The 24,108-nt window shown below is 68.7% G+C and carries 24 protein-coding genes; 15 read left to right on the top strand and 9 right to left on the bottom strand.

The genetic code is table 11. From position 1 onward, the window contains the following. Window positions 1-46 precede the first annotated feature (46 nt). Together QMX79_RS10220 and QMX79_RS10215 are read left to right on the top strand one after the other, a co-directional pair. Window positions 47-811: an SDR family oxidoreductase gene (locus QMX79_RS10220; protein ID WP_282246654.1), complete on the top strand. Its 765-nt coding sequence runs from the start codon at window positions 47-49 to the stop codon at window positions 809-811. An 86-nt stretch (window positions 812-897) separates the two neighbouring features. Then, a complete protein-coding gene (locus QMX79_RS10215; protein WP_282246662.1) occupies window positions 898-1,203 on the top strand; it encodes a DUF3817 domain-containing protein in 306 nt (101 codons plus the stop codon). An 8-nt stretch (window positions 1,204-1,211) separates the two neighbouring features. Here the strand turns inward: QMX79_RS10215 and QMX79_RS10210 are convergent, their stop codons facing one another. From QMX79_RS10210 to atpC, 5 genes are all read right to left on the bottom strand, one after another. After that, window positions 1,212-1,532, bottom strand: a complete 321-nt coding sequence (locus QMX79_RS10210) for a thioredoxin family protein (RefSeq protein ID WP_282246653.1) — start codon at window positions 1,530-1,532, stop codon at window positions 1,212-1,214. Next, window positions 1,526-1,987, bottom strand: coding sequence for a flavodoxin (locus QMX79_RS10205; protein WP_282246652.1), 462 nt, complete (start codon window positions 1,985-1,987; stop codon window positions 1,526-1,528). Before QMX79_RS10205 ends, QMX79_RS10210 begins: the two co-directional genes overlap by 7 nt. 11 nt (window positions 1,988-1,998) lie before the next feature. Continuing rightward, complete coding sequence (locus QMX79_RS10200; RefSeq protein ID WP_282246651.1) at window positions 1,999-3,039, bottom strand: ribonucleotide-diphosphate reductase subunit beta; 1,041 nt, start codon at window positions 3,037-3,039, stop codon at window positions 1,999-2,001. A 126-nt stretch (window positions 3,040-3,165) separates the two neighbouring features. Beyond that, window positions 3,166-5,538, bottom strand: coding sequence for a ribonucleoside-diphosphate reductase subunit alpha (locus tag QMX79_RS10195; protein WP_282246650.1), 2,373 nt, complete (start codon window positions 5,536-5,538; stop codon window positions 3,166-3,168). 197 nt (window positions 5,539-5,735) lie between these two features. Next, on the bottom strand, window positions 5,736-6,182 hold the full coding sequence (gene atpC, locus QMX79_RS10190; protein WP_282246649.1) for an ATP synthase F1 subunit epsilon: 447 nt from the start codon (window positions 6,180-6,182) through the stop codon (window positions 5,736-5,738). Between the two features lie 221 nt (window positions 6,183-6,403). Between atpC and QMX79_RS10185 the strand changes: the two genes are divergently transcribed. From QMX79_RS10185 to QMX79_RS10150, 8 genes are read left to right on the top strand one after another with little or no spacing between them, the layout of a single operon-like run. Next, window positions 6,404-7,600 (top strand): MFS transporter, encoded by a 1,197-nt coding sequence (locus tag QMX79_RS10185; RefSeq protein WP_336618861.1) that lies wholly within the window; start codon window positions 6,404-6,406, stop codon window positions 7,598-7,600. Then, window positions 7,597-8,790 carry an isochorismate synthase gene (locus tag QMX79_RS10180; protein ID WP_282246647.1) on the top strand — a complete coding sequence of 398 codons (1,194 nt, stop codon included), beginning with the start codon at window positions 7,597-7,599 and terminating at the stop codon, window positions 8,788-8,790. The genes QMX79_RS10185 and QMX79_RS10180 overlap by 4 nt, the downstream gene beginning before the upstream one ends. Then, complete coding sequence (locus tag QMX79_RS10175) at window positions 8,790-10,442, top strand: AMP-binding protein (RefSeq protein WP_282246646.1); 1,653 nt, start codon at window positions 8,790-8,792, stop codon at window positions 10,440-10,442. Before QMX79_RS10180 ends, QMX79_RS10175 begins: the two co-directional genes overlap by 1 nt. Next, window positions 10,442-11,077: an isochorismatase family protein gene (locus QMX79_RS10170; RefSeq protein ID WP_282246645.1), complete on the top strand. Its 636-nt coding sequence runs from the start codon at window positions 10,442-10,444 to the stop codon at window positions 11,075-11,077. The genes QMX79_RS10175 and QMX79_RS10170 overlap by 1 nt, the downstream gene beginning before the upstream one ends. Further along, on the top strand, window positions 11,074-11,340 hold the full coding sequence (locus tag QMX79_RS10165; RefSeq protein WP_282246644.1) for a phosphopantetheine-binding protein: 267 nt from the start codon (window positions 11,074-11,076) through the stop codon (window positions 11,338-11,340). Before QMX79_RS10170 ends, QMX79_RS10165 begins: the two co-directional genes overlap by 4 nt. Further along, complete coding sequence (locus tag QMX79_RS10160; protein WP_282246643.1) at window positions 11,337-14,354, top strand: amino acid adenylation domain-containing protein; 3,018 nt, start codon at window positions 11,337-11,339, stop codon at window positions 14,352-14,354. Before QMX79_RS10165 ends, QMX79_RS10160 begins: the two co-directional genes overlap by 4 nt. 48 nt (window positions 14,355-14,402) lie before the next feature. Next, window positions 14,403-15,257 (top strand): alpha/beta fold hydrolase, encoded by an 855-nt coding sequence (locus QMX79_RS10155; protein ID WP_282246642.1) that lies wholly within the window; start codon window positions 14,403-14,405, stop codon window positions 15,255-15,257. Continuing rightward, window positions 15,254-16,015, top strand: a complete 762-nt coding sequence (locus QMX79_RS10150; RefSeq protein ID WP_282246641.1) for a 2,3-dihydro-2,3-dihydroxybenzoate dehydrogenase — start codon at window positions 15,254-15,256, stop codon at window positions 16,013-16,015. Before QMX79_RS10155 ends, QMX79_RS10150 begins: the two co-directional genes overlap by 4 nt. Here QMX79_RS10150 and QMX79_RS10145 read toward each other — a convergent pair. From QMX79_RS10145 to QMX79_RS10130, 4 genes are read right to left on the bottom strand one after another with little or no spacing between them, the layout of a single operon-like run. Beyond that, window positions 16,012-16,605, bottom strand: coding sequence for a DUF2894 domain-containing protein (locus QMX79_RS10145; protein WP_282246640.1), 594 nt, complete (start codon window positions 16,603-16,605; stop codon window positions 16,012-16,014). The two genes, QMX79_RS10150 and QMX79_RS10145, sit on opposite strands and share 4 nt — an antisense overlap. Continuing rightward, a complete protein-coding gene (locus QMX79_RS10140; protein WP_068852349.1) occupies window positions 16,595-17,242 on the bottom strand; it encodes an OmpA family protein in 648 nt (215 codons plus the stop codon). Before QMX79_RS10140 ends, QMX79_RS10145 begins: the two co-directional genes overlap by 11 nt. Continuing rightward, window positions 17,239-19,641 carry a DUF802 domain-containing protein gene (locus tag QMX79_RS10135; RefSeq protein ID WP_282246639.1) on the bottom strand — a complete coding sequence of 801 codons (2,403 nt, stop codon included), beginning with the start codon at window positions 19,639-19,641 and terminating at the stop codon, window positions 17,239-17,241. Before QMX79_RS10135 ends, QMX79_RS10140 begins: the two co-directional genes overlap by 4 nt. 10 nt (window positions 19,642-19,651) lie before the next feature. Further along, complete coding sequence (locus QMX79_RS10130) at window positions 19,652-20,329, bottom strand: DUF3348 domain-containing protein (protein WP_282246638.1); 678 nt, start codon at window positions 20,327-20,329, stop codon at window positions 19,652-19,654. Between the two features lie 152 nt (window positions 20,330-20,481). On the opposite strand from QMX79_RS10130, the gene QMX79_RS10125 reads away from it, so the two are divergent. The 5 genes from QMX79_RS10125 (at window position 20,482) to proP (ending at window position 24,049) form a co-directional block, all read left to right on the top strand. Continuing rightward, on the top strand, window positions 20,482-20,901 hold the full coding sequence (locus QMX79_RS10125; protein WP_068852341.1) for a host attachment family protein: 420 nt from the start codon (window positions 20,482-20,484) through the stop codon (window positions 20,899-20,901). Between the two features lie 3 nt (window positions 20,902-20,904). Continuing rightward, window positions 20,905-21,228: a thioredoxin family protein gene (locus tag QMX79_RS10120; protein WP_282246637.1), complete on the top strand. Its 324-nt coding sequence runs from the start codon at window positions 20,905-20,907 to the stop codon at window positions 21,226-21,228. A gap of 71 nt (window positions 21,229-21,299) precedes the next feature. Beyond that, window positions 21,300-21,641, top strand: coding sequence for a type II toxin-antitoxin system prevent-host-death family antitoxin (locus QMX79_RS10115; protein ID WP_282246636.1), 342 nt, complete (start codon window positions 21,300-21,302; stop codon window positions 21,639-21,641). Between the two features lie 3 nt (window positions 21,642-21,644). Beyond that, window positions 21,645-22,271, top strand: a complete 627-nt coding sequence (locus QMX79_RS10110) for a hypothetical protein (RefSeq protein WP_282246635.1) — start codon at window positions 21,645-21,647, stop codon at window positions 22,269-22,271. A gap of 290 nt (window positions 22,272-22,561) precedes the next feature. Then, window positions 22,562-24,049 carry a glycine betaine/L-proline transporter ProP gene (gene proP / locus QMX79_RS10105; protein WP_282246634.1) on the top strand — a complete coding sequence of 496 codons (1,488 nt, stop codon included), beginning with the start codon at window positions 22,562-22,564 and terminating at the stop codon, window positions 24,047-24,049. Window positions 24,050-24,108 lie beyond the last annotated feature (59 nt).

Below are 24,108 nucleotides of genomic sequence, written 5' to 3'. Positions count from 1 at the left end.
GCGCAATGCCAATAGTCTGGCGTCACACCTCATCCAGGAGCACCCCATGTCCCTCTCCACTTCCCGCGTCGTGCTGATCACCGGCGGCAGCCGTGGCCTTGGCCGCAACGCCGCCCTGGCCTTGGCTGCCGACGGCGCCGACATCCTGCTGACCTACCGCAGCCGGGCCGATGCGGCCGACGCCGTGGTCGCGCAGATCCAGGCGCTGGGCCGGCGCGCCGCCGCGCTGCCACTGGACATGGCCGACAGCGCCGGCTTTGCCGGCTTCGCTACGGCCGTGCAGGCGCAACTTCAGGCCTGGGGCGCGACTGGCCTGCAGGGGCTGTTCAACAACGCCGGCGAAGGGCTGTACGCCGGTTTCGCCGACACCACCCCGGCCCAGTTCGACGAACTGGTTGCCGTGCACCTGAAGGGCCCGTACTTCCTTACCCAGGCACTGCTGCCGCTGATTGCCGATGGCGGCCGCATCCTCAACGTGTCCAGTGGCCTGGCCCGCTTCTCGCTGCCGGGCAGTTCGGCCTACGCGATGATGAAGGGTGGCATCGAGGTGTTCAGCCGCTACCTGGCCAAGGAACTGGGCGCGCGCGGGATCAGTGCCAACACGCTGGCACCGGGCGCGATCGAAACCGACTTCGGCGGCGGGCATGTGCGCGACAACGCCGACATCAACGCGATGGTGGCCGGCAACACCGCGCTGGGTCGCGCCGGCCAGCCGGACGATATCGGGCCGGTCGTCGCCGCGCTGCTGTCGCCGCGTACGGGCTGGATCAACGCGCAGCGGGTAGAGGCGTCGGGCGGCATGTTCGTCTGAGTGCGAAAGCGTCGCATTCGCGCCAAGCCGGTATGATGGGCGGCCTTGTCGCCCCAGCAGAGATTGTCTTGCGCGCTTCCGTACCGATGCACCCGATGGGCCGTGTGTTTGCCGTTGTCGCCTTGTTCGAGGCGTTTACCTGGGCCGGGCTGCTGGTCGGCATGTACCTGAAGTACCACGCCGCCGAGCCGACCACCGCCGGCGTGGCGCTGTTCGGGCCGGTGCATGGCGTGGCCTTCATGGTCTACGTGGTGGTCACCGTGCTGGCGGCGGTGAAGCTGCGCTGGCCGTGGTGGGCCGCCGGCCTGGCGTTGCTGGCGGCGATCCCGCCGCTGGTGACGCTGCCGCTGGAGTGGTGGTTCAAGCGGCGCGGGTTGCTGGCGGCGCGCTGACGCCCCCGTTACCGGGCGAGCAGGTCGCGGATCACGTCGGGCGACTGGAAACCCGGCAACCGCGCGATTTCGCGGCCATCGCGCACCAGGCTCAGGGTCGGGGTCTGGCGCAGGCCCAGTTCGCGGAACAGCGGCTCGCCCACGGCTTCCAGCCTGACCTTGAGCAGCACCATGCCCTCGGCCTCCGGCGCGGCGGCGACGGCGGCCAGCGACATGTCCAGCATCCGGCAGCCCGGGCAGTTGTCCTTGTGGTAGTCCACCAGGAGCGCGGGGTGGCGGGCGATGGCGGCGTGGTAGTGCGCGGCGGTGTCGGCGTGCAGGGTCAGCATGGGGCGGGAACTCCGGTGGCAGCCAGGACGGTATCCGTCCAGTGATGGATGGCCAGGGCATCGGCCTGGCCGTGTGGCATCTGTTCGATTTCCAGCACCGGATGCACCGAGCCGAAGAAGCGGGCCAGCCGGTGCGCGGCGCCGCAGTAGTACTCCAGCCCCCACTGCGTTTCGCCGGTACCGAACACCGCAACGCGGTCGGGATCGGGCAGGGCGGCGGCATCACGCAGCGCGCCCACGAACTGCTTCATCTCCGCCGGGGTGCGGCCGGCGTTGTCGGTCCAGCAGCCCAGCAACAGGCAGTCATGCGGCTGCGCGGCGATCGCCGCGGCCTGCGCGTCGTCGACCTCCAGCAGCGTCACGCGGTGGCCGTGCGCGCTGCAGCGCGCGGCGACGCTGCGCGCTACTTCGCGGGTGTTTCCGCTCAACGAGGCATAGGCGATCAACGCGTGCATGGGCAGGCTTCCTACAGATCGTCGAAGCCGTTGTCCGAATTGGTCTTCTTGTAGCTGGCGTTGCGCATCTCGAAGAAGTCGGTCTTGGTTTCGGTGAAGTTGTCGGCGTACGCCTTGATCCAGGGCATCACGTTGGCGTTCGACTCGCTGTACAGCTTCTCGATGCCGAGCATGCCGGCCATCTTGTTGGCGCGGTACTTCACGTAGCGGATCATCTCGTCCACGTCGATGCCGTCGATACCGTCCAGCACCTCGCCGGTCCACCGGGTTTCCAGCGCGATGGCATGCTCGAACGCGTCGTGTACGTAGGCGGTGAGCGGGTCGCCCTGCAGCTGTGCGTTCTCGCCGATGATGGCGCGGATCAGTTCGCTGATGAACTTGGTATGGGCCAGCTCGTCGCGGTTGATGAAGCTGATGATCTTGCCAGTGCCGGTCATCCGGTTCTGGCGCACCAGGTTGTAGAAGAACGCAAAGCCGGAGTAGAAGTTGATGCCTTCCAGGATTGAGGACTGGATCAGCGAACGGATCAGCGTCTCGGCGGTCTTCTCGCGCATGAAGTCGTCGTAGGACTGCATGATCGGTGCATTGCGGGCCAGGATGGTCGGATGGGTGCGGGCCAGTTCGAACACGCGGTTCTGGTCGGCCAGCCCGGCGATGGAGGCCAGCACGTAGCTGTAGCTTTCGTTGTGGATCACTTCCTGCTGGCCGATGATCGCGGCGTTGGCATGCGCGGCCGGGTCGGTGATGTACTCGGCCACGTTGTAGATGAAGCGGGTCTGCGGCGAATCCAGCGTGGCCAGCAGCCCGATGATCGAGTCATAGGCGTTCTTCTCGCGCGCCGACAGCTCGCCGTACTGGCGCGCGTCGCCCTTCATGTCCACTTCGTCGGGAATCCAGAAGTTGGTCGACAGCTCCTTGTACGCCCGGTAGAAGGACGGGTAGGGAATGTCGTTCCAGTTCAGGATGCCGCTGGTGCGGCCATTGATGATGCCGGTGGACCGGTTCGGATACCGGGGCTCAAGAATCTTGATGCGCTCTAACGGGGTGCCCATGACATGTCCGGAGTTGAGCCCCCTGAGTCAGGGGGCGGCCGCGAAGCGGCGGGGGTTTGGGTGCTGGTGAGACGGGACCCATGGTTTGCGTAGCGAACCATGGGAGCGCAGCGCGAATGCGGTGTGCTAACTCCCACACCATTCGCATTCCTCAATATCGATGTCGTTGGACCGCACGTAATACGTGGTCTTCAACCCTTCCTTCCAGGCGGTCATGTGCAGGTCGAGCAGCGTGCTCGCCCGGATGGTGCTCGGCACATACAGGTTGAAGCTGATCGACTGGTCCACATGCCGCTGGCGGCGCGCGTTCTGGCGGATGCTGGCGAACTGGTCCAGCCGGTACGCGCCTTTTTCGTAATACGGGTAGGTCTCCAGCGACAGCCCCGGCGCGGCCACCGGGCGCCGGAAGTCCTTCTTCTCTTCGTAATAGAACGCGCCGTACACCGGGTCGATGGAGGCGCTGGAGCCGGCAATCTGCGCGGTGCTCATGTTCGGCGCCACCGCCAGCAGCCAGCCGTTGCGCAGCCCGTGCACGCCCACCTGCGCGGCCAATTCCTGCCAGGCCGGGCTGTCGTAGCCGCGCGCGCGGAAGTACTCACCGGTCTGCCAGTCGCTGCCCACGAAGGCGCTGTAGCGGCCCTTTTCCTGGGCCAGCTGCAGGCTGGCCTGGATGGACAGGTAGTTGATGCGCTCGTACAGGGTGTCGGCGTAGTCCTCGGCCTGCACGCTGTCCCACTGGATGTGCTGCTGGGCCAGCAGGTGGTGCCAGCCGAACGTGCCCAGGCCGATGGCCCGGTACTTGCGGTTGGTGATGGTGGCCTGCGGTACCGGCAGCTGGTTGAGGTCGATCACGTTGTCCAGCATGCGCACCTGGATCGGCACCAGCCGTTCCAGCACGTCGGTGGAGAGCAGGTCCGGCGCGGCGGTGACCGCGCGGCCCAGGTTGATCGACGACAGGTTGCACACCACGAAATCGCCGGCCTGGCGGGTGGTCACGATCTGGTCGCCGCTGATCATCTCCTGGATCATGCGGGTGGGGCTCATGTTCTGCAGGATCTCGGTGCACAGGTTGCTCGAATACACCGTGCCGGCATGTTTGTTCGGGTTCTTCCGGTTGACCTCGTCGCGGTAGAACATGAAGGGGTTGCCGGTTTCCAGCTGGCTGACCATGATCCGCTTGAACAGATCAATGGCCTTCAGCGTGCGCCGGCTGATCCGCTCGTCGGCCACCACCTCGGCATAGCGCTCGCGGAAGCTGCCGTGGCCGCGCTGCTCGTCGTGGACGTCCTGCAGGTACCAGCCCTTGATGCGGTGCACTTCGTGCGGGTCGAACAGGTACCAGTCGCCGCGCCGTTCCACCGCTTCCATGAACAGGTCCGGCAGGCACACCGAGGTGAACACATCGTGCGCGCGCAGGCGCTGGTCGCCGTTGTTCAGGCGCAGGTCCAGGAAATTCTCGATGTCGCGGTGCCATACATCCAGGTACACCGCGATGGCGCCCTTGCGCTGGCCAAGCTGGTCCACGCTGACCGCGGTGTTGTTGAGCTGCTTGATCCACGGGACCACGCCACCGGACGAGTTGGCCACCCCGCGGATCGGCGCGCCGGCCGAGCGCACGTAGCCGAGGTAGGCGCCGACCCCGCCGCCATGCTTGGAGACGCGGGCCACGTCGGTGTTGGAGTCGTAGATGCCCTGCAGGCTGTCGTCCACCGTGTCGATGAAGCACGATGACAACTGGCCACCGACCTTGCCGGCGTTGGCCAGGGTCGGCGTGGCCACCGTCATGTAGAGGTTGGAGAGCGCCCAGTAGGCCTCGCGCACCAGCCGCATGCGTCGTTGCCGTGAGCGTTCGCCGTGCAGGTGTTCGTGCTGCATCAGGTACAGCGCGATGGTCAGCCAACGCTCCTGCGGCAGTTCGAACACGCCCCGTGAGTGGTCGGTGGCCAGGTAGCGGGTGGCCAGCAGGTACAAGCCGTTGTAGGCGAACAGCCGGTCGCGGTCCGGGTCGATCATCTGCCCGGCTTCTTCCAGTTCGTCCTTGGAATAGGCCTTGAGGATGTCGATCGAATACACGTTGCGGTCGGCCAGGCTCTCCTGCAGGCCCACGTAGGAGCCGTAGCGCAGCGCGGCATCGTAGAAGCGGTTGCGACTGGCGCGCTTGTACAGGCGGCGCAGGTACAGGCGGGCGGCGAAGTGCTCCCAGTCCGGCGCCACCAGGTCGATGCGCGATTCGGCTTCCCGGATCAGCAGGTCGACAAGGTCATCGGCGCTGAGCTGGGTGCGGCGGTTGATCAGCGCCAGCACCGCGCGCAGGTAGTCGGCCAGGTCCAGGCCGGGGAACTCGGCGTGCACGCTGCGCAGCGCGCGTTCCAGCCGGGCCGGATCGAAGCGCATGCGGCGGTTGCCGGCTTCCTTGGTGATCCAGAGGGTGGGTTCGCCGGCATCAATGGCCGGCTCGGCCGACACGAGGGTGTCGGTGGCGGTGTCGTCGTGGGTCATGGCTGTTCCATCTTCCAGGGGCCGTTCGGGGTGTCATGTCGTGCGGCCGGGGAAGGCTGCAGGGACGAGGACAGGAACCGGGCCTGGCGGAAGCGGGGAGCCGATGAACACAACATAGTGTGGGTCTGCCTCATCGTCAACATCATATGTAGTGTTGGCGTGCGGACAGAGATGACCGGTTGTCGCACCTGCCGGTGCTATTTCCAGGGCAGCCCGCGCAGCTGCAGGGCGCGCTGGTGCATCAGTTCGGCGTGCAGGCGCACGTAGTCCTCGTCGGTGAACGCCTGGGCCATCGGCGAGCGCGCGGCCTCTGCGGCTACCCGTGCGCGTGCTTCGTCGAGATCGTCGCTGCGCAGGGCGAGGTCGGCCATCACGATCACCTTGCCCGGTTGCACTTCCACGTAGCCACCGGTCACGTACACGTGCAGCGGCGGTTCGGCCTTGAGCGGATACACCGACACCATGCCTTCGCGCAGGGTACCCAGCAGCGGTGCGTGCCGGGCCATCACCCCGAAGCGGCCATTGCTGCCGGGCATGCTCACCTCGCGCACGTCTCCGTTCCACAGTTCACCGGCCAGGCTGATGATCTGCAGCGAGAAGCCCTGTGCGTCGGCAAGCAGCGCGGGCAGGGGAGGTGACGCCATGGGGGAGTGTCCGTGGAACGTTGACAGCAGCTTAGTCGGGTCGGCGGAAGACGGCGTTGATCCGCATCATGAACACCGGAACCATTGATCGCGCAAACCTAAATGCGAGCTGTTATCATTTGAAACGATAGCCACGCCGGTCCTTGAATCGACGAAGCCGAATCAATCGAACGCCCGCCACTGCGCGGTGCGTGTCCAATCCTGATCGGTCGTGGTGATGCATGCGTTCAACTCCCGTGGTATCCGGCTTGCCGGCTCTGGTTTTCGCCGCCTGGGTCGGCACCATGGCGATGATGGCGTTCGTGGCGGTGATCGGCCCGGTGGTGCGCATGCTGGGGCTGTCCGAATGGCACGCGGGGTTGTCGGTTACCGCGGCCGGCGTGCTGTGGATGTTGTCGGCCCGGCGTTGGGGCGCACTGAGCGACCGCATCGGGCGCCGCCGTGTATTGCTGATCGCACTGGCCGCGTATGCGGTGATCTATATCGTGATGGCGGTGTTCGTGGATACCGCGTTGCAGGCGCCGCCGGCGGTGTGGCTGTCGGTGCTGGTGCTGGTGGGGACGCGCGCACTGGTGGGCCTGTTCTATGCGGCCGTGCCGCCCACCGCCGCAGCGCTGGTGGCCGATGAAGCCGCCCCCGGGCAACGGGCCGGCGCGATGGCCAAGCTGGGCAGCGCCAATGCGCTGGGCATGGTGATCGGGCCTGCCGCAGCGGGCTGGGTCGCGTTCCACAATCTCGCGCTCACGCTGTACGTGGCCGCGCTGCTGCCGGTGCTCGCGCTGCTGGTCATCGCCTGGCGGTTGCCGTCGGCGCCGCCGCCGGTCGCGCCCGCCAACGGCCCGCGTGCCGCGCTGGCGTGGTACGACCCGCGCCTGCGCCTGCCGGTGATGGCGGTGTTCGCGGCGATGATCTCGGTGACCATTGCACAGGTCACGGTGGGGTTCTTCGCCATCGACCGCCTGCAACTGGCGCCGGCCGCCGGCGCGCGCATGGCCGGCCTGGCGCTCACCGCGGTCGGGGTGGGGCTGATCCTGGCCCAGGTGTTGGTGATGACCTTCAAGACCATGCCGCCACGCCGCTGGATCGCGCTGGGTGCGTTGATCTCCGGCATCGGCTTTGCAGCGGTGGCGGTGGTGCATGCGCCCTGGCAGCTGCTGGCCACGTATGCGTTCGCGGCGTTTGGCATGGGCTTCGTGTTCCCCTCGTTCCAGGCCTTGGCCGCCGATTCGGTGCAGGCGCACGAACAGGGCGCGGCGGCCGGTGCGGTGGCTTCGGTACAAGGCCTGGGCATGGTGATCGGCCCGATGGTGGGCACGCTGCTGTATCGCGCGGCCCCCAGTGCGCCGTACCTGCTGGTGGGGGCGGTGCTGTTGGGGCTTGCGGCGGTGGCTACCCTGCACGGGAGGCGCCCGGCATGAACGATGCACTGCGCACGGTCAGCGACAGCGTCGCACTGGCGGGCGATCCCGGCGCCGGCGAAGCAGCGGAACAGTTCCTGCTGCGCCTGCCCGGGCGCACGCTGGATGCGCGTGGCTGCCACGCTGCGCTCCCGGCCGGCGGCACCGCGACGCTGGATGCCCGCGTGCAGGCCTTCTTCGCGCGCGAATCACGCGCGCCGGCGCTGCTGGTGGGCGTGCTGCCGTTCGATCCCGAAGGTGACGATGCGCTGTACCAGCCCGCGTCACTGGCACAGGGTGCGCTGGAAGCCGTGACGCCGGCGCTTCCATTCAACGGCGACATCCATGCAGAGCCGAGCGCTGCACGGTATGCGGACGCGGTGCGGCAGGCACTGGCAGGCCTGCGCGATGGCGATGGCGCGCTGAAGACAGTGGTGCTGGCCCGCACGCTGCATGTGCACAGCCGTGCGGCGATCGATCCGCGCGCATTGGTGGCACGGCTGGGCCAGGACCCGGAGGCGGTCACCTACCTGTGCCCGCTGCCGGTGGCCGCCAGCGATGCGCCGGCATGGCTGGTCGGTGCCAGCCCGGAGCTGCTGCTGTCGCGTCGCGGCCCGCAGGTGTTCTCGCACCCGTTGGCCGGCTCGGCCCGGCGTTGCGCAGACCCGGATGAGGACGCCAAGGCGGCCCGGGAGCTGCTGGGCTCGGCCAAAGACCATGACGAACACCGCTATGTGGTCGAGGCCATCGTGGCGGCGCTGCGGCCGTATTGCGACCGGATCGATGCGGCGCCGCAGCCGACCCTGCATGCCACCACCACGTTGTGGCACCTCGGCACCCGCATCGAAGCGCGCCTGCGCGATCCGTCCACCACGGTGGCCACGCTGCTGGCTGCGCTGCATCCCACGCCGGCCGTGTGCGGTACACCCACCGCACTGGCGCTGGACACCATCCGCCGGCTTGAGCCGGTGCAGCGCGGCTTCTACGCGGGCGCGGTGGGCTGGATGGATGCGCATGGCGATGGCGACTGGTACGTGGCGATCCGCTGCGCGCGCGTGCAGGGCCACCAGGCCCGCATCCATGCCGGCGCCGGCATCGTCAAGGGGTCGGACCCGGCATCGGAAGTGGCCGAGACCGGCGTGAAATTCGGGGCACTGTTGGCCGCGCTTGGCGCGGACGCCGCCCCACGGATGGAAGGATGGACGCTCTGATGAACCACGTCGTTGCCCCCGCGCGGGTGCCGCTGCGCCAGGTCTGGCCCCCGGCACTGGTCGCGCGCTACCGCGCCGCTGGCTACTGGCGTGGCGAAACATTCCCCGGTTTCCTGCGCGAGCGGGCCGTACAGTTCGCCGACGACGTGGCCGTGGTCGGCGGCGAGACCCGCCTGACCTATGCACAGTTGTGGCAGGAGGCCGGGCGCATCGGTGCTGGCCTGCTGGCCGCCGGGCTGGCGCCGGGTGACCGGGTGGTGGTGCAGCTGGGCAACACGGTCGACTTCGTCAGCGTGGTCTGCGGGCTGTTCCGCGCCGGGCTGATCCCGGTGTATGCACTGCCGGCCCATCGCCTGACCGAGATATCGCACGTGGTGCGCACGGCCGAAGCCAGCGCGTACATTGCCGCGTCGTCATATGAAGCTTTCGACTACCGGACACTGGCACGTGAACTGCAGGCATTCATTCCAGGATTGCGCCACGTGTTCATCGTCGGCGACGCCGCGGAGTTCACCGCCATTGCCGGGCTGGCCGGCGACGCAGACGCGCTGCCGCCGGATCCCGACCCGCAGTCGGTCGCGTTCCTGCAGCTCTCCGGCGGCAGCACAGGCCTGTCCAAGCTGATTCCGCGCACCCACGACGATTACCTGTACTCGTTCCGCGCGAGCAATGCGATCTGCGCCATCGGGCGCGACAGCGTGTACCTGGTGGCGCTGCCGGCCGCGCATAACTTCCCGATGAGTTCGCCGGGCTTCTTCGGCGCGCTGTACGCCGGGGCGCGGGTGGTACTCAGCCCCGGCGCGGGCCCGGACACCGCGTTCCCGCTGATCGCGCGCGAGCGGGTGACCTGCGTGGGCCTGGTGCCGCCGCTGGCGCTGCTGTGGGCACAGGCCGCGGCCGGTACCGCGCATGACCTGTCCAGCCTGCAGGTGCTGCAGGTCGGCGGGGCCAAGCTGGTGCCGGAAGCCGCGCGCCGCGTCATCGACGGGCTGGGCTGCCAGCTGCAGCAGGTGTTCGGCATGGCCGAAGGCCTGGTCAACTACACCCGCCTGCACGACGCGCCGGCGTGCGTGCTGAACACCCAGGGCCGCCCGATCTCGCCCGACGATGAAGTGCTGGTGGTCGACGACCACGGCAACCCGGTCGCAGCGGGCGAGGTGGGTCACCTGCTGACGCGCGGTCCGTACACGATCCGCGGCTACCACAATGATCCTGGCGCGAATGCGCGGTCGTTCACCGAGGATGGCTTCTATCGCACCGGCGACATGGTGCAGCAGCTGCCGGGCGGTTACCTGGTGGTGCAGGGCCGCGCCGGCGACCACATCAACCGCGCAGGCGAAAAGATCTCTGCCGAGGAAATCGAAGACCACCTGCTGGCCCACGCCAGCGTCTTCGACGCCGCCGTGGTGTCCATGCCCGATCCGTACCTGGGCGAGCGCAGCTGTGCGTTCGTCATCACGCGCGGCGAGCGCCCGACCGCCGCCAGCCTGAAGGCGTGGGTGCGCAGCCGCGGCCTTGCGGCCTTCAAGGTGCCGGACCAGGTGGTGTTCGTGGACGCCTTCGGCACCACCGCAGTGGGCAAGATCAGCCGCCGCGAACTGCGTGCGCAGCTGCGCGCGCGCCATATCGAACAGACAGGAGAACCGCGCTGATGGCGCTGCCCACCATTCCCACCTACGCGCTGCCCACGGCGGCCGAACTGCCGGCGCCGCGCGGCCCATGGCAGCCAGACGCCGGGCGCATCGCGCTGCTGGTGCACGACATGCAGCGCTACTTCCTGGCCGCCTTCGGCGCCGACACCGCGCCGCTGGCTCCGGCCACGGCCAACATGGGCCGGCTGGTCGCGCAGTGCCGGGCGCAGGGCATACCGGTGTTCTACACCGCCCAGCGCGGCAACCAGGACCGGCGTGACCGCGGCCTGCAGGCGGACCTGTGGGGGCCAGGCATGCAGGCGATCCGCGAACACGAGGCGATCATCGATGCACTGGCACCTGCCGAGGGCGACCACGTGCTGGTCAAGCACCGCTACAGCGCCTTCCAGCGCAGCAACCTGGAGACGATGATGCGCGCGCGCGGCCGCGACCAGCTGCTGGTGACCGGCGTGTATGCGCACATCGGCTGCACCGCCACCGTGGCCGAGGCGTTCCAGCGCGATATCGAAGCGTTCATCGCGGCCGACGCGGTGGCCGACTTCTCGCGTGCGGACCATGACCACGCGCTGCACTGGATCGCCCGCACCTGCGGCGTGCCGATGACCACCGACCAGCTGCTGGAGCGCCTGGCATGAATGACACCCTCACCGCACCCCTGACCCTGGAACGCATGCGCGCCGACGTGGCCGGCATGCTCGGCGAAGCCCCGGAAGCGGTCGGCGATGACGACCACCTCATGGACCTGGGCCTGGATTCGATGCGGGTGCTGGGGCTGGTGCTGGCCTGGAGCAACACCGGCATCGCCCTGGAGTTCGGCCACCTGGCCGAGCACACCACGCTGGCCGGCTGGTGGCAGGTAGTGCAGCAGCTGCAGGCCCGGGCCAGCGCCGGGGCATGAGCGCGCAGGTGGCCAGCGCGACGGTCGCAGTGCAGCAGCGGTCTCCGCTGAGCGAAGCGCAGACGGGGCTGTGGTATGCGCAGCGCCTGTCGCCTGCGCCCGCGACATTCAATACCGCGCACGTCGTGTGGTTCGAGGGCGCGCTGGATCTCGCCCGCTTCCGCGCGGCCGCCGATGCGGCCGCCGCTGAAGCCGAGGCGCTGTGCCTGCGCGTGGCGGAAGACGAAGCGGGCGTGCCACGGCAGTGGCTGGACCCCAGCCACCTTCCGCGCGTGCAGGTGGTGGATCTGTCTGAGCAGGCCGACCCGCTGCACGCCGCGCGCGAGGCGATGCAGTCCGATCGCCTGCAGCCGGTTGATCCCGGCCGCGACCGGTTGGCCCAGCAACGCCTGTTCGTGCTCGGGCCGCAGCGTTTCGCGTGGTACCTGCGGGTGCATCACCTGGCCACCGATGGCTATGGCATGGCGCTGTTCAGTGCCCGGGTGTGTGCGCTGTACGCCGGCGAGACCACCGATGCCCTGCAGCCGCTGCGGCCGGTGCTGGACGAAGACGCGCAGTACCGCATCGGCGAGCGCCGCGTGGCCGATGCGGGCTACTGGCAGGCCTACATGCAGGACGCGGCACCCGCAGAGGGACCGGGTGGTGGCATGACAGCGGCAAGGGCCGATGCGCTGCGCCTGACCGAAACCATCAACGCGCCGCTGCGCGAACAGCTGCTGGCCGCTGCGCAGGCCATGGGCCAGCCGTGGCCGGACCTGCTCACCGCGTTGACTGCCGAGTACTGCCGGCGGGTGACCGCGAGCGATGCAGTGACCGTTGGTGTGCCTTACATGGCGCGGCTGGGCAGCGCCTCGGCACGGGTCCCCGCGATGGTGATGAACGTGCTGCCGCTGCGCGTAGCCGCAGCAGCAGACGAGACGGTGGCGAGCCGGGTGCGCGATACCGCACGGGCGCTGGTTCGGGGCCGCCGGCATGGCCGCTACCGGGGCGAGCAGATCCGCCGCGACCTGGGCTGGGGCGGCCAGCAGCATCGGCTGCACGGGCCTCTGGTGAACGTGCAGCCGTTCTACCGGCCGCTGCCGTGGCAGGGGGTCACGGCGCGGCTGGAGGTGCTGTGCACCGGACCGGTGGACGACATCACCTTCGGTTTCCGCGGGGATGCGCTGACGTCGCTGGCGCTGGAGATCGAGGCCAACCCGCAGCAGTACACGCCATCGGCGATCACGGCGCATGGCCGACGGCTGCTGCATTTCGTGTCGGCCGCGCTCGACGTGCAGGCACGCGGTGGCCTGCTGGCAGACGTTGCGCTGTGCACGCCTGGCGAAGCGCAGCACTGGCTGCACGCGGTCAATGCCACCCAGCATGCGGTTGCCGATGTGTCGCTGGCCGCGCTGTTGAACCGCCAGTTGGCCGATTCACCGGACGCAACCGCACTGGTGTTTGAAGGCGAGGCACTGAGCTACGCGGCGCTGGAACAGCGCAGCCGGGCGCTCGCGCTGCAGCTCCAGGCACGGGGCGTCACCCGCGAGTCGCGCGTGGTGGTGGCCCTGCCGCGTTCGTTGTCGCTGGTGATCGCGCTGGTGGCGGTGGTGCGCGCAGGGGGCGCGTACCTTCCGGTGGACCTGGACCATCCGGATGCGCGGCTGCACAGGATCCTGGCGTCGGCGCAGCCGCAGTGCGTGCTGGCCGAGGCAGGCGACGCACAGCGTTTCGCAGGCGCGCCGGTGCTGTCGCCGTCGCAGTGGGCAACCCGAAGCGATGTGGCGCTCCCCGACAGCGTGCAGCCGGGTGACGCGGCCTACGTGATCTACACCTCCGGCTCCACCGGCGAGCCCAAGGGCGTCGTGGTGGAACACCGCGCCATCGTCAACCGTCTCGAATGGATGCGCAGCCAGTACCACATCGGGCCGGAGGCACGCATCCTGCAGAAGACACCGGCCACCTTCGATGTGTCGGTGTGGGAGTTCTTCCTGCCGCTGGTCAGCGCTGCCACGCTGGTGATCGCATCGCCTGGCGTGCACCGCGACCCGCAGGCGCTGACCCGGTTGATCGTGGCCGAACGCATCACCACGCTGCATTTCGTGCCCTCCATGCTGGATGCGTGGCTGGCCGTGCCGGACCTGCGCGGCCTGCCGCTGCAGCAGGTGTTCACCAGTGGCGAGGCGCTGGACGCCGGGTTGCGCGACCGCTTCCACGCGCGCGTCGACGCGGAACTGCACAATCTCTACGGCCCCACCGAGGCGTCGGTGGATGTCAGCTATTGGCCTGCTTCCCGCGAGGATCGCTCGGACCCGGTGCCGATTGGCCACCCGGTCTGGAACACGCGGCTGTACGTGCTGGATGCACGGCTTCGGGCGCTGCCGGCGGGCGTGCCCGGCGACCTGTATCTCGGCGGGGTGCAGCTCGCGCGTGGTTACCTCGGGCGCGAGGACCTGACTGCTGAGCGCTTCTTCGACGACCCGCATGTCGCCGGGGGGCGCCTGTACCGCACCGGCGACCGGGCGCGCTGGCGTGATGACGGGGCGCTTGAATATCTGGGCCGCAGCGACCACCAGGTGAAGCTGCGTGGCCTGCGCATCGAGCTGGGGGAGATCGAATCCGTGTTGCGCGGCCTGCCCGGCGTGGCCCGTGCCGAGGTGCTGCTGCGCGACCAGGACCCGGGCATGCCGGCCCGCCTGGTGGCGTACGTGTCCGGTGACGCACTGGACGCAGGCAGCCTGCGCAGCGTGCTCGGCACCCAGTTGCCGGCGTACATGGTGCCGGCCGCTGTCGTGGTGGTGCAGGCGTGGCCGGTGACGGCCAACGGCAAGCTCGACCGTACCGCGTTGCCACTGCCGGACACCCGCGCGGCCGGCCGCAGCGCCCAGACGCCCACGGAACAGGCACTGGCGGCGCTGTTCCAGCAGGTGCTTGGCCTTGCGGCCCCGGCGGCGGCCGACGCGGACTTCTTTGCACTGGGGGGCGATTCGTTGTCGGCGGTGCACCTGCTGCTGGCGATCCAGCAGCGTTGGTAGCAGGACCCGGGGCTGGGTGCGGTGTTCGCCACGCCGACGGTGGCAGGATTGGCCGCGCGCCTGGACGCCCCGCTGCAGGACACCGACCACGGCCTGGCGCCGGTGATCAGCCTCGCGCGCGGTGAGCCGGGCCGGGTGCCGCTGTTCGTGATCCATCCGGCGGGCGGCATCGCCTGGAACTACCGCGAGCTGGGCCGTGCGCTGGACCCGGCGCGCGATGTGCATGGCCTGCAATCGCCGGTGCTCGACCCGGCACAACCGCTGCCGGTGGGGATCGACGCGCTGGCCGCCGACTACGCCGCACGTATCCTCGCGCTGCACCCACAGGGCCCGGTGCACCTGCTGGGCTGGTCGGTGGGCGGCATCATCGCCCAGGCCATTGCCGTGCAGCTGCAGGCGATGCAGCGTGAGGTCGGCGCGCTGGTCCTGCTGGATGCCTATCCCAGCGAATGCTGGCGTGCGGAACCCGAGCCGGATCCGGTGGCGGCGCTGCGTGCGCTGTTGGCCATTGCCGGGTACGACCCGGAGGGCCACCCGGAGCTGGACAGCCGCGAGCGCATCCTGGCGTTCCTGCGCCGCGGCGACAGCGCGCTGGGCAACCTGCCCGGGCACGTGCTGGATGGCGTGGTGCGCGCGGTGACCGGCACCAACCGGTTGATCCGCGAGCATCACCATCGCCACTTCGACGGCACGCTGGTGCACGTGCGTGCCGGCAATGACCATGCGCTGCGCCCGCACCTGCAGTCCGCGCTGTGGCAGGCGCACGCAACTCGGGTGGAAGCACTGCCGCTGCCGTTCCTGCATGCCGAGCTGACCGGCCGCGATGCCGTGGCGCAGTTGGCGCCATGGCTGTCGGCGCGGCTGCAGCACTGGGACGGCCTTGAACAGAAGGACAGGACATGAAGCTGACGGGATTCGAAAACACGCTTGCACTGGTCACCGGCGCCGGCGGTGGCATTGGCGCCGCGCTGGTCCAGCAGCTGCTGGACAGCGGCTGCGTGGTGGTCGCCACCGACCTGGCCGCGCCGGCGCTGCCGGCCCATCCGCGCCTGCACCCGCGGTCACTGGACGTGACCGATTCAACGGCGGTTGATGAACTGGTCGTAGCGATTGAAGCCACGCTCGGCCCGATCGGATTCGGCATCAGCGTTGCCGGCGTGCTGCAGGTTGGGGAGGTCACCGGCATCGATGACGCCCAGTGGCACCACGTGTTCGCGGTCAATGCCGATGGCGTCTTCCATCTGGGCCGTGCGCTGGCGCGGGTGATGATCCCGCGCGGGCAGGGGGCCATCGTCACCGTGAGTTCGAACGCCGCCGGCGTGCCGCGCCATGGCATGGCCGCGTATGCGGCGTCGAAGGCGGCGGCGACCATGTTCACCCGCTGCCTGGGCCTGGAACTGGCGCCGCACGGCATCCGCTGCAACATCGTGGCGCCGGGGTCGACCCTGACCCCGATGCAGACCGGCATGTGGGCCGATGACCAGGGCGCGCAACGGGTCATCGACGGCAACCCGGTGACCTACAAGGCCGGCATTCCGTTACGCAAGCTGGCCACCCCGGACGACATCGCGCAGGCGGTGATGTTCCTGCTGTCCGATCAGGCCGGCCACATCGCCATGAGCGACCTGTACGTGGACGGCGGCGCGACCCTGCGCGGCTAGCGCGCGGTACGGCTGCGGCGCGGCTTGGCCGGGGCGCGGCCAGGCACGCTGTCGCGGCTGGGCAGGGTGCCGCGCTGCTGCATCTGTTCCAGCCAGGCCAGGTTGTCGATGTAGGCCAGGAAGTGCTGCAGGTAGGCGGGCGACACCTCGCCCATCCAGCCGATGGCACGGTGGACCAGCACGCTGGAGTTCAACGGACCGCCATCGCTCGGGGTCTGCGCCAATGTCTGCCGCACCTGGCCGGCAGTGCGCAGCGCGGCCCAGGCACTGCGGAATTCGGCCAGGGCCGGCAGTGCAGGGTAGTCGGGGTTGTGCGTGGCGCGCGGTTGGCCCAGCGCGGCCAGCGTATCCGCCGTTCCGGCGTGCTTCGCGGGCGCGCTTGCAACGGGCGCGCCAGCCATGCACTCGGCGTAGGCCGCCAGCAGCGTCTCCAGGCGCGCGTCCAGCACGCCGCGCAGCGAACCGCTGGCCGCCTGCGCGCGGCGCTGCAGCGCTTCAAGGAAGGCGAACTGCACCGGGTCGTGGCGATCCAGCTGCTGCCCGCGCCAGTGCGCGAGCCGGTCGCTGGCGGCAGTACGGTTACCGTCCATCGCCCGCCACGGTCGGCTTCGGGCGTGGAATCGGTGCCATTTCGACACGGCGATTGCGCGCGCGGCCTTCCTCATCCGCGTTGGAACCTACCGGCTGTTCGGCACCGAACGCGGCGGCGAACACCGAGCCGGCCGGTACGCCTTCGGCGATCAGGGTGCGGGTCACGGTCAACGCGCGCTCGGCCGACAGTTCCCAGTTGTCGGCGAACTGACGGTTGCTGTCGCGCACCGGGCGGTCATCGGTGAAACCGCTGACCATCAGGATCTCTTCGCGCGACGACAGATAACCGGCCAGCGGCGCGGCCAGGCTGCGCAGCAGCTCGCGGCCTTCCGGCTGCAGCTGGTCGGAATTCAGCGCGAACAGCACGCTGCCGCGGATGCCGATGCGGCCATCCACCAGCGTCACCCGGCCGGCGGCCAGCGGGCCGGCCAGGGCCTGCTCCAGGGTCTGGCGCCGCTTGGCTTCGGCCTGGCGCTGCGCCACTTCCTCATCGAGGCGATGCGACAGCTCCAGCTGCAGCGCTACCACGCCGACCAGGATCAGCACGAACGCGCCCAGCAGCACCGACATCAGGTCGCCGAAGGCGGCCCAGATCGGCGCGCCGGTTTCGCCTTCCAGCTCGATCTCGTCACTCATGCGGTGGCGGTCCCGGCGTTGCGGCGGCGGCCGGCCAGCTGCTGCAGTTCTTCGATGATCTGCTGCTGCGAGAGCACGCTCAGGTCGATCACTTCACGCGCCTGCGTTACGTAATACGCCAGCTGCTCATCGCTGCGGGTCATCGAGGCATCCAGTGCGCCGGCCACCTGCTGCAGCTGTTCGCCCAGCCCGGTGCTGGCGGTGCCGAAGCTCTGCATCGCGGTGCCGAACGCGTCGGCAAGGCTGGCCACTTCCACCGCGCTGCCGCTGAGCTGCGCGGCCACGCCATCGAGCTTGCCGGTTTCAGCGGCGATGTGGTCGGTGAACTGCGTGCCCACGCGCTCCAGCAGGTCGGCCGAGGTGCTGACCAGGGCGTCCACGGCGGTGCGCTGCTCGGTGGAGGCGTGGTTGACCGCATCCAGCAGGGTTTCCAGCGTGGCCAGCAGGCGGGTGCGTTCGTCGAGCATGGCGGTGTCGCGGACCATGCTGTCGGAGAGTTTCTGGCGCAGTTCGGCGACCACTTCGGCGGCGGCCTTCGGCGCTTCCGAAGCGAGCGTGACCAGGCGCGAGATCTCGGCGATGGTCTCGGCGGCATGCGCCTGCGCCTGCGTGCCGATCTCGTGTGCGGTACGCGACAGGGTTTCGCAGACCGCCTGCTGGCTGGCCGCGACCTGGGCACCGTTGTCGGCCCACTGTTGGCCCAGCTGTTCCGACAACTGGGTGAAGGCATCGCTCCAGGTAGCCAGGCGCTGCGCATCGCGCGCTTCCAGGCGGTCCTGCAAGCCGCTGTGCGAGGCCTGCAGGCCGTCCACCAGCGAACGCGCATGCCCATCGAAGCTGGCGGTGGCCGCCACCAGTGCCTGCTGGTTGCGTTCGGCCAGTTCGGCATTCACCGACTGCTGGCCCTGCAGCGCATCGCGCCATGCCTGCGCATGGGTGCCTGCGCTGCTGTCCATGCGCTCGGACAGGGTATCGACCAGTGCAGTTGCCTGCCGGCTGTGTGCGTCGCCGAAGCGTTCCAGTGCTGCGTCCAGCTGCGCGATCAGCGCGGCGTGGGTCTGCTGCTGCAGCGCTTGTGCTTCCTGCCACTGGCCTGCCGTCGCATCCAGACGGGCGCCGACAGCGTCCAGCAGGCGGGCACCGTGCTCGCCCTGCAGCTGGCTGAAACCTTCAAGCGTGGTGCGTAGATCATGGGTGAGGGCGGCATGACGCTGCTGCTGCTCGCCCTGTGCCTCGGTCCAGGCATCCACGCTGGCGTCGAGACGGGCGGCCAGGGTTTCCAGCAGCTGCACGGCGCGCTGGTCGTGCTGTTCGCTGAGCGTGGCCAGGGTCGAACGCAGTTCTGCCGACAGGGTGTCGTGCGCCTGCTTCTGGCTGCTGAGCGCAGCGTTCCATGTTTCGGTAGTGGCAGCGCGGCTGGCTTCGAAGCCGCTGGCCAGGCCGTCGAGCTGCGCCCGCACGGCATCGCCCACGGTGGCCTGCAGGGCGGTGGTCTGCTGGCTGATGCCGGCCATGGTCTCGGCCATGATCGGCTGCAGGGCTTCGCCGACCGCGCGCGCACTCTGCGCGACGCTGGCCTGCAGGGCTTCCTGCACCGAACCGGCCAGGCGCTCATGGGCGGCCTCGGCGCGTGCATGGAAGGTGTCCTGGCTGGCCGACAGGCGTTCGCCGGCCGCGCCGCTCTGCGCTTCGATCGCGGCGCTCATCGCTTCCAGGCGGTCCACCAGCGCCGGCATCAGCCCCGCCTGCGCCTGCAGCAGGCGGAACGCTTCGGCACGCTGCCAGGCCTGCGAATGCACGTGCAGGGTGGTGGCGATGCGGGTATCCAGCTGCTGCACGCCCAGCAGGCGTTCGCGCCGGCACAGCGCCGACAGCAGGCCCAGCATGGCCGAGGTGGCCACGCCGGCAATCGAGGTGCCGAACGCCACGGCCAGGCCTTCCACCGGCGCGCCCAGCGAGCCGCGGATGGACTGCAGGTCGGTGGCGCTGCCCAGCGCCAGCCCGGTGCCGCGCAGGGTGGCCATCATGCCCAGCAGGGTGCCAAGCATGCCCAGCAGCACCAGCAGGCCGACCAGGTAGGGGGTCAGCACCGGCGCCGGCAGCGCCACGCGCTCGCCCTCCACGCGCAGGCGCACCGCGTTGCGCAGGCCGGCCGGCACCTTCTCCAGCCACTCGCCCAGGCTGGCCGGCGCGGTGGCCGCCTCGGCTACCGCCAGCCCCAACCCGGCCGTCGCCTGCCGGTAGCGGTGCAGTTCAACGGCACCGGCCCCATAGCAGGCGGCAATCACCAGCGCCACGGCCAGGCCGACCGGGTTGCTGCCCACGTAACCGGCACCGATCCAGCACACCGCCAGCAGGCCGGCGAGGAAAACAACGAGGTAGAGAGGAGTTCTGAACATGACAGCCCGGTTAGTGGGGGCGAAGCGCTGCAAGCAGGCCTTCGATAGGGTGAAAACGGACATCCAGCTCGGCCAGCAGCACAGCCTGCATGTCGTTCCTGAACAAGTGCAGCCAGCTGCTGTCGGGATCGACCTCAGTGGTGCCGGCGTCTTCGCGCAGGCGCTCGAAATGGGCGCCGAGCAGGGCCGGCACGCTGGCCAGCAGCTGCTGCTCGCGCGGGCTCAGCGCCTGCTCCATGGCGGCATCCACTTCGGCCAGCCGCGGCAGCTCGCCGGGCCCGGCACTGAGCCGGTCCCGCAGCAGGCCGCGCAGGCGCCCGGTGGCGGTGAGCATGGCGCGCTGCACGGTGAGACAGCGTTGGCGGTAGGCGGTGGCGTCGGTGGCGACCGGTTTGCCTGCCGCCGGCGGGGCGGTGATGCTGTCGACCAGGCTGGCGCGCACCCGCGCACATTCCACGTCCAGCGCCTCAACGGAACCCGGTGCGGCCTCGGCGACGGCCGGCAGCCGCCCGTCGAGCGCGCGCGACAACGCCACGGCCCGGGTCCAGTCGATCCACTGGCTGAGCCGGTCGGACAGGTCGGGCCCGGTACGCGGGGCATTGCGGTCGGCCAGCGCCGCCAGCAACCGGATGAAGGGCGGGCCGGGGACAGGCGTGCGGTGCTGCTTCTTCGCCATGGTTCCGGTCAAAAACCGCGAATTTTACACTGTAATGACGGACCGACTCCCTGAATGCCCTTGCACACACGGTGAACACGCGCCTATGCACCGCGCTTACATTCGTTTCCCTACGGTGGGGGCGGGCCAACACATCGCCCGTTTTTCCATCCAAGGAGTCCACCATGTCCACCCTGCAGATCCCCAAAGGTACCCTCGTCATCGTCGCTGATGGCGGCTCGGCCCGCGTGTTCACCAATGTGGGCGACGGCCGCACGCTGCAGCTGAAGCAGGAGGAGGAACTGGAGGTCAAGGACATCAGCGCCGAAGGCGTGTCCGGCCAGGGGCCGTCCGGCGCGGTGCCCAAGGACATGAGCATTTCCCAGCTCAATGAAGCCACCTTCGCCAAACAGCTGGCGCAGCAGTTGAACGATCACGCGCTCAAGCACCGCTATGAGCACCTGATCCTGATCGCCGACCCGACCACGCTGGGCCACATCCGGCCGCAGCTGCACAAGGAAGTACAGAGCCGGATGCTGAAGGAGATCGCCAAGGACTACACCAATTCCACGCTGGACGACATCCAGCGCGCCCTGGCGGCCTGAGCCATGGCCTACGCACGCAGGTTCACCGATCTGCTGGAGCCGCCCCGCGCCGAGGTGGAAGCGGGCACGGGCTGGCAGCTGCTGGAATTCGGCACGGACTGGTGCGGGCATTGCGCGGCCGCGCAGCCGGTGGTCAAGGACTTTGTCGAGCAACACGGCCTTGACCACCGCAAGGTCGAAGACGGCAAGGGGCGCCCCTTGGGGCGCGCCTTCACGGTCAAGCTCTGGCCGACCCTGGTCCTGCTGCGCGACGGGCAGGAAGTGGCGCGGGTGGTGCGTCCCACTGCCGAGGGAGATCTGGATGCCCTCGAACGCGCCCTCGGCTAGATGAATATCCCTTTATTCCCAATTTACCCAAAAGGGGTATAGTGGCCACATCCCTCCGCTGGATGTCCGTCATGAGCCTGCCCCTGGATGTTCCCGGCCTTGAAAAGGCCACTGCGTCATCGGTGAAGACCCGGGGCTGGCCGAGCCTGATGCGCACCGTGCGCGAGAAGCAGGCCCTGGTGATCACCAACCACAACCACCCCGAAGCGGTGATCGTGGACATCAAGGCTTACCAGGAGCTGCTCGCCCGCGCGGCCGGCAACCCGGATGACGCGCGCCAGGGTGAGCTGGATCGCCTGCGTGCGGAGTTCGATACCACCTTGGCGAGCCTCAATACCGGGGGTGGGCTGGGCAAGGTGATGGGGCAGCCGATCCGTCGCGGGCGCAGGACCGCCCTTGGCCCGTCGCTCTGATCGGTGGCGCGGATCCTGGTACTGGCCGGCGTCAATGGCGCCGGTAAAAGTTCGCTGCTGGGCACATGGCTGCGCGACGCCGGGCTGACTTGGTTCAACCCGGACAGCTTCACCCGGCGGTTGGTGGAGCAGGGCTGGCCGTTGGACGAAGCCAACGCAGCGGCATGGAGCGAAGGCGCCAGACGGCTGCGCCAGGCGATGGCCGATGGCACCGATTTCGCATTTGAAACCACGCTCGGCGGCAACACCATTCCGCGCCTGCTGCGCGATGCCTGCCAGACCCACGACGTGGCGATCTGGTTCTGCGGCCTGCACAGCGTGGCGCTGCACATCGAACGCGTGGCTGATCGGGTCAGCCAGGGTGGCCACGATATTCCGCACGACAAGATCCGCGCACGTTTCGATTCCGCGCGCGAAAACCTGATCGAACTGCTGCCGCATCTTGCCGAGCTGCACGTGTACGACAACAGCGCACCGGCCGATGCAAAGGGCAGGGCGGCACCGCTTCCACTGCTGCAGCTGGATCGCGAAGGATTGCACTTTCCGGTGACGGTGATCGATCTGCTGCAGACACCGGATTGGGCCAAACCCATCGTGATGCGTGCAATGGAACTGCAGGCCAGCGCGTAACGCGATCATTCAAAAACGCCTTGAAACAAGGCGTTTCAGCGGCATGTGAAGAAGTGATAAAGGCCGCATGCACACATTGTGCTAACATGATCGCTTGATCATTGCCTCGGGCCGTTGCCCGTCTCTCGGTCATCCTTCCTGCAGCGCCGTGGTGTTCCTCGCGGCCGTCCGGGAACGCCTGTTGTTACCCCTCTTCGCGCCTCGTGCCGCGTTCTTCCAGAGGCGGTGTTTACCTGTGCCTTGCGCGGGACATCGGGTGCGTTGATGACCCTGCTTCCAGGAGAAAGCAGATGCAGGAACTGCATGCCGCACACGCCCATTTCGGGTGGTTCAAGCGCCGCCGCCAGATGAAGATCGACGAAGTCACCGTGGTCGACCGCCCCATGCTCAAGAAAGCCGTGGGTGCCGCCGCGCTCGGCAATGCGATGGAATGGTTCGATTTCGGTGTGTATGGCTATCTTGCGGTCACGCTCGGCCAGGTGTTCTTTCCCGCCAGCAGCCCGACCGCGCAGCTGATCGCCACCTTTGCCACCTTCACCGTGGCATTCCTGGTCCGCCCGCTGGGCGGGCTGGTGTTCGGCCCGCTGGGTGACAAGTACGGCCGCCAGAAAGTGCTGGCCTTCACCATGATCCTGATGGCGCTGGGCACCTTCAGCATCGGCCTGATTCCCTCTTACGACAGCATCGGCATGTGGGCTCCGGCACTGCTGCTGCTCGCACGCCTGGTGCAGGGCTTCTCCACCGGTGGCGAGTACGGCGGCGCGGCCACCTTCATCGCCGAATACTCCACCGACCGCAACCGCGGCCTGATGGGCAGCTGGCTCGAATTCGGCACGCTGGGTGGCTACATCGCCGGTGCGGCCACGGTGACCGTGCTGCACATGGCCTTGAGCAGCACGCAGATGCTGGACTGGGGCTGGCGCCTGCCGTTCCTGATCGCCGGCCCGCTGGGCCTGCTCGGCCTGTACATGCGCATGAAGCTGGAAGAAACCCCGGCCTTCCGCGCCTATGCCGAAGAGGCCGACAAGCGCGACCTCGAGCGCCCGGGACTGGGCGCGCTGCTGCGCGTGCATTGGCCGCAGCTGCTCAAGTGCGTGGGCCTGGTGCTGGTGTTCAACGTCACCGACTACATGCTGCTCACCTACATGCCCAGCTACCTGAGCGTGACCATGGGCTATGCCGAGAGCAAGGGCCTGCTGCTGATCATCATCGTGATGCTGGTGATGATGCCGCTCAACGTGGTGGGCGGGTTGTTCAGTGACCGCCTGGGCCGCCGGCCGATGATCATCGGCGCCTGCATCGCGCTGTTCGCGCTGGCCATTCCGTGCCTGCTGCTGGTTGGCAGCGGAAACGACTGGCTTATCTTCCTCGGCCTGATGCTGCTCGGGTTGGCGCTGGTATGCTTCACCAGTTCCATGCCGTCCACGCTGCCGGCACTGTTCTACACGCCGGTGCGGTACAGCGCGCTGTCGATCGCGTTCAACGTGTCGGTGTCGCTGTTCGGTGGCACCACGCCGCTGATCACCGCCTGGCTGGTGGAGCGCACCGGCGACCCGCTGGTGCCGGCGTATTACCTGATGGGCGCGGCGGTGATCGGCCTGGTGACCATGCTGTTCGTCAACGAAACCGCCAACCTGCCGCTGCGCGGCTCGCCACCCGCGGTGGCCAGCGAAGCCGAAGCCCACGCCCTGCTGCGCAGCGACGAACCGGTCACGGTAGACGCAACCCAACCGACGCTGCCCCAACCGGCACTCCCAAACGACCCCACCCCCGCGTAGTGCCACGCCCTGCGTGGCAACCGCAGCCAACTCGCCCCATTCGACCAACCCGCGACACC

This window comes from Stenotrophomonas sp. PS02300, assembly GCF_029959395.1.
Classification (GTDB): Bacteria; Pseudomonadota; Gammaproteobacteria; order Xanthomonadales; family Xanthomonadaceae; genus Stenotrophomonas; species Stenotrophomonas maltophilia_AD.
This window is presented reverse-complemented; position numbering and strand designations above follow the sequence as displayed.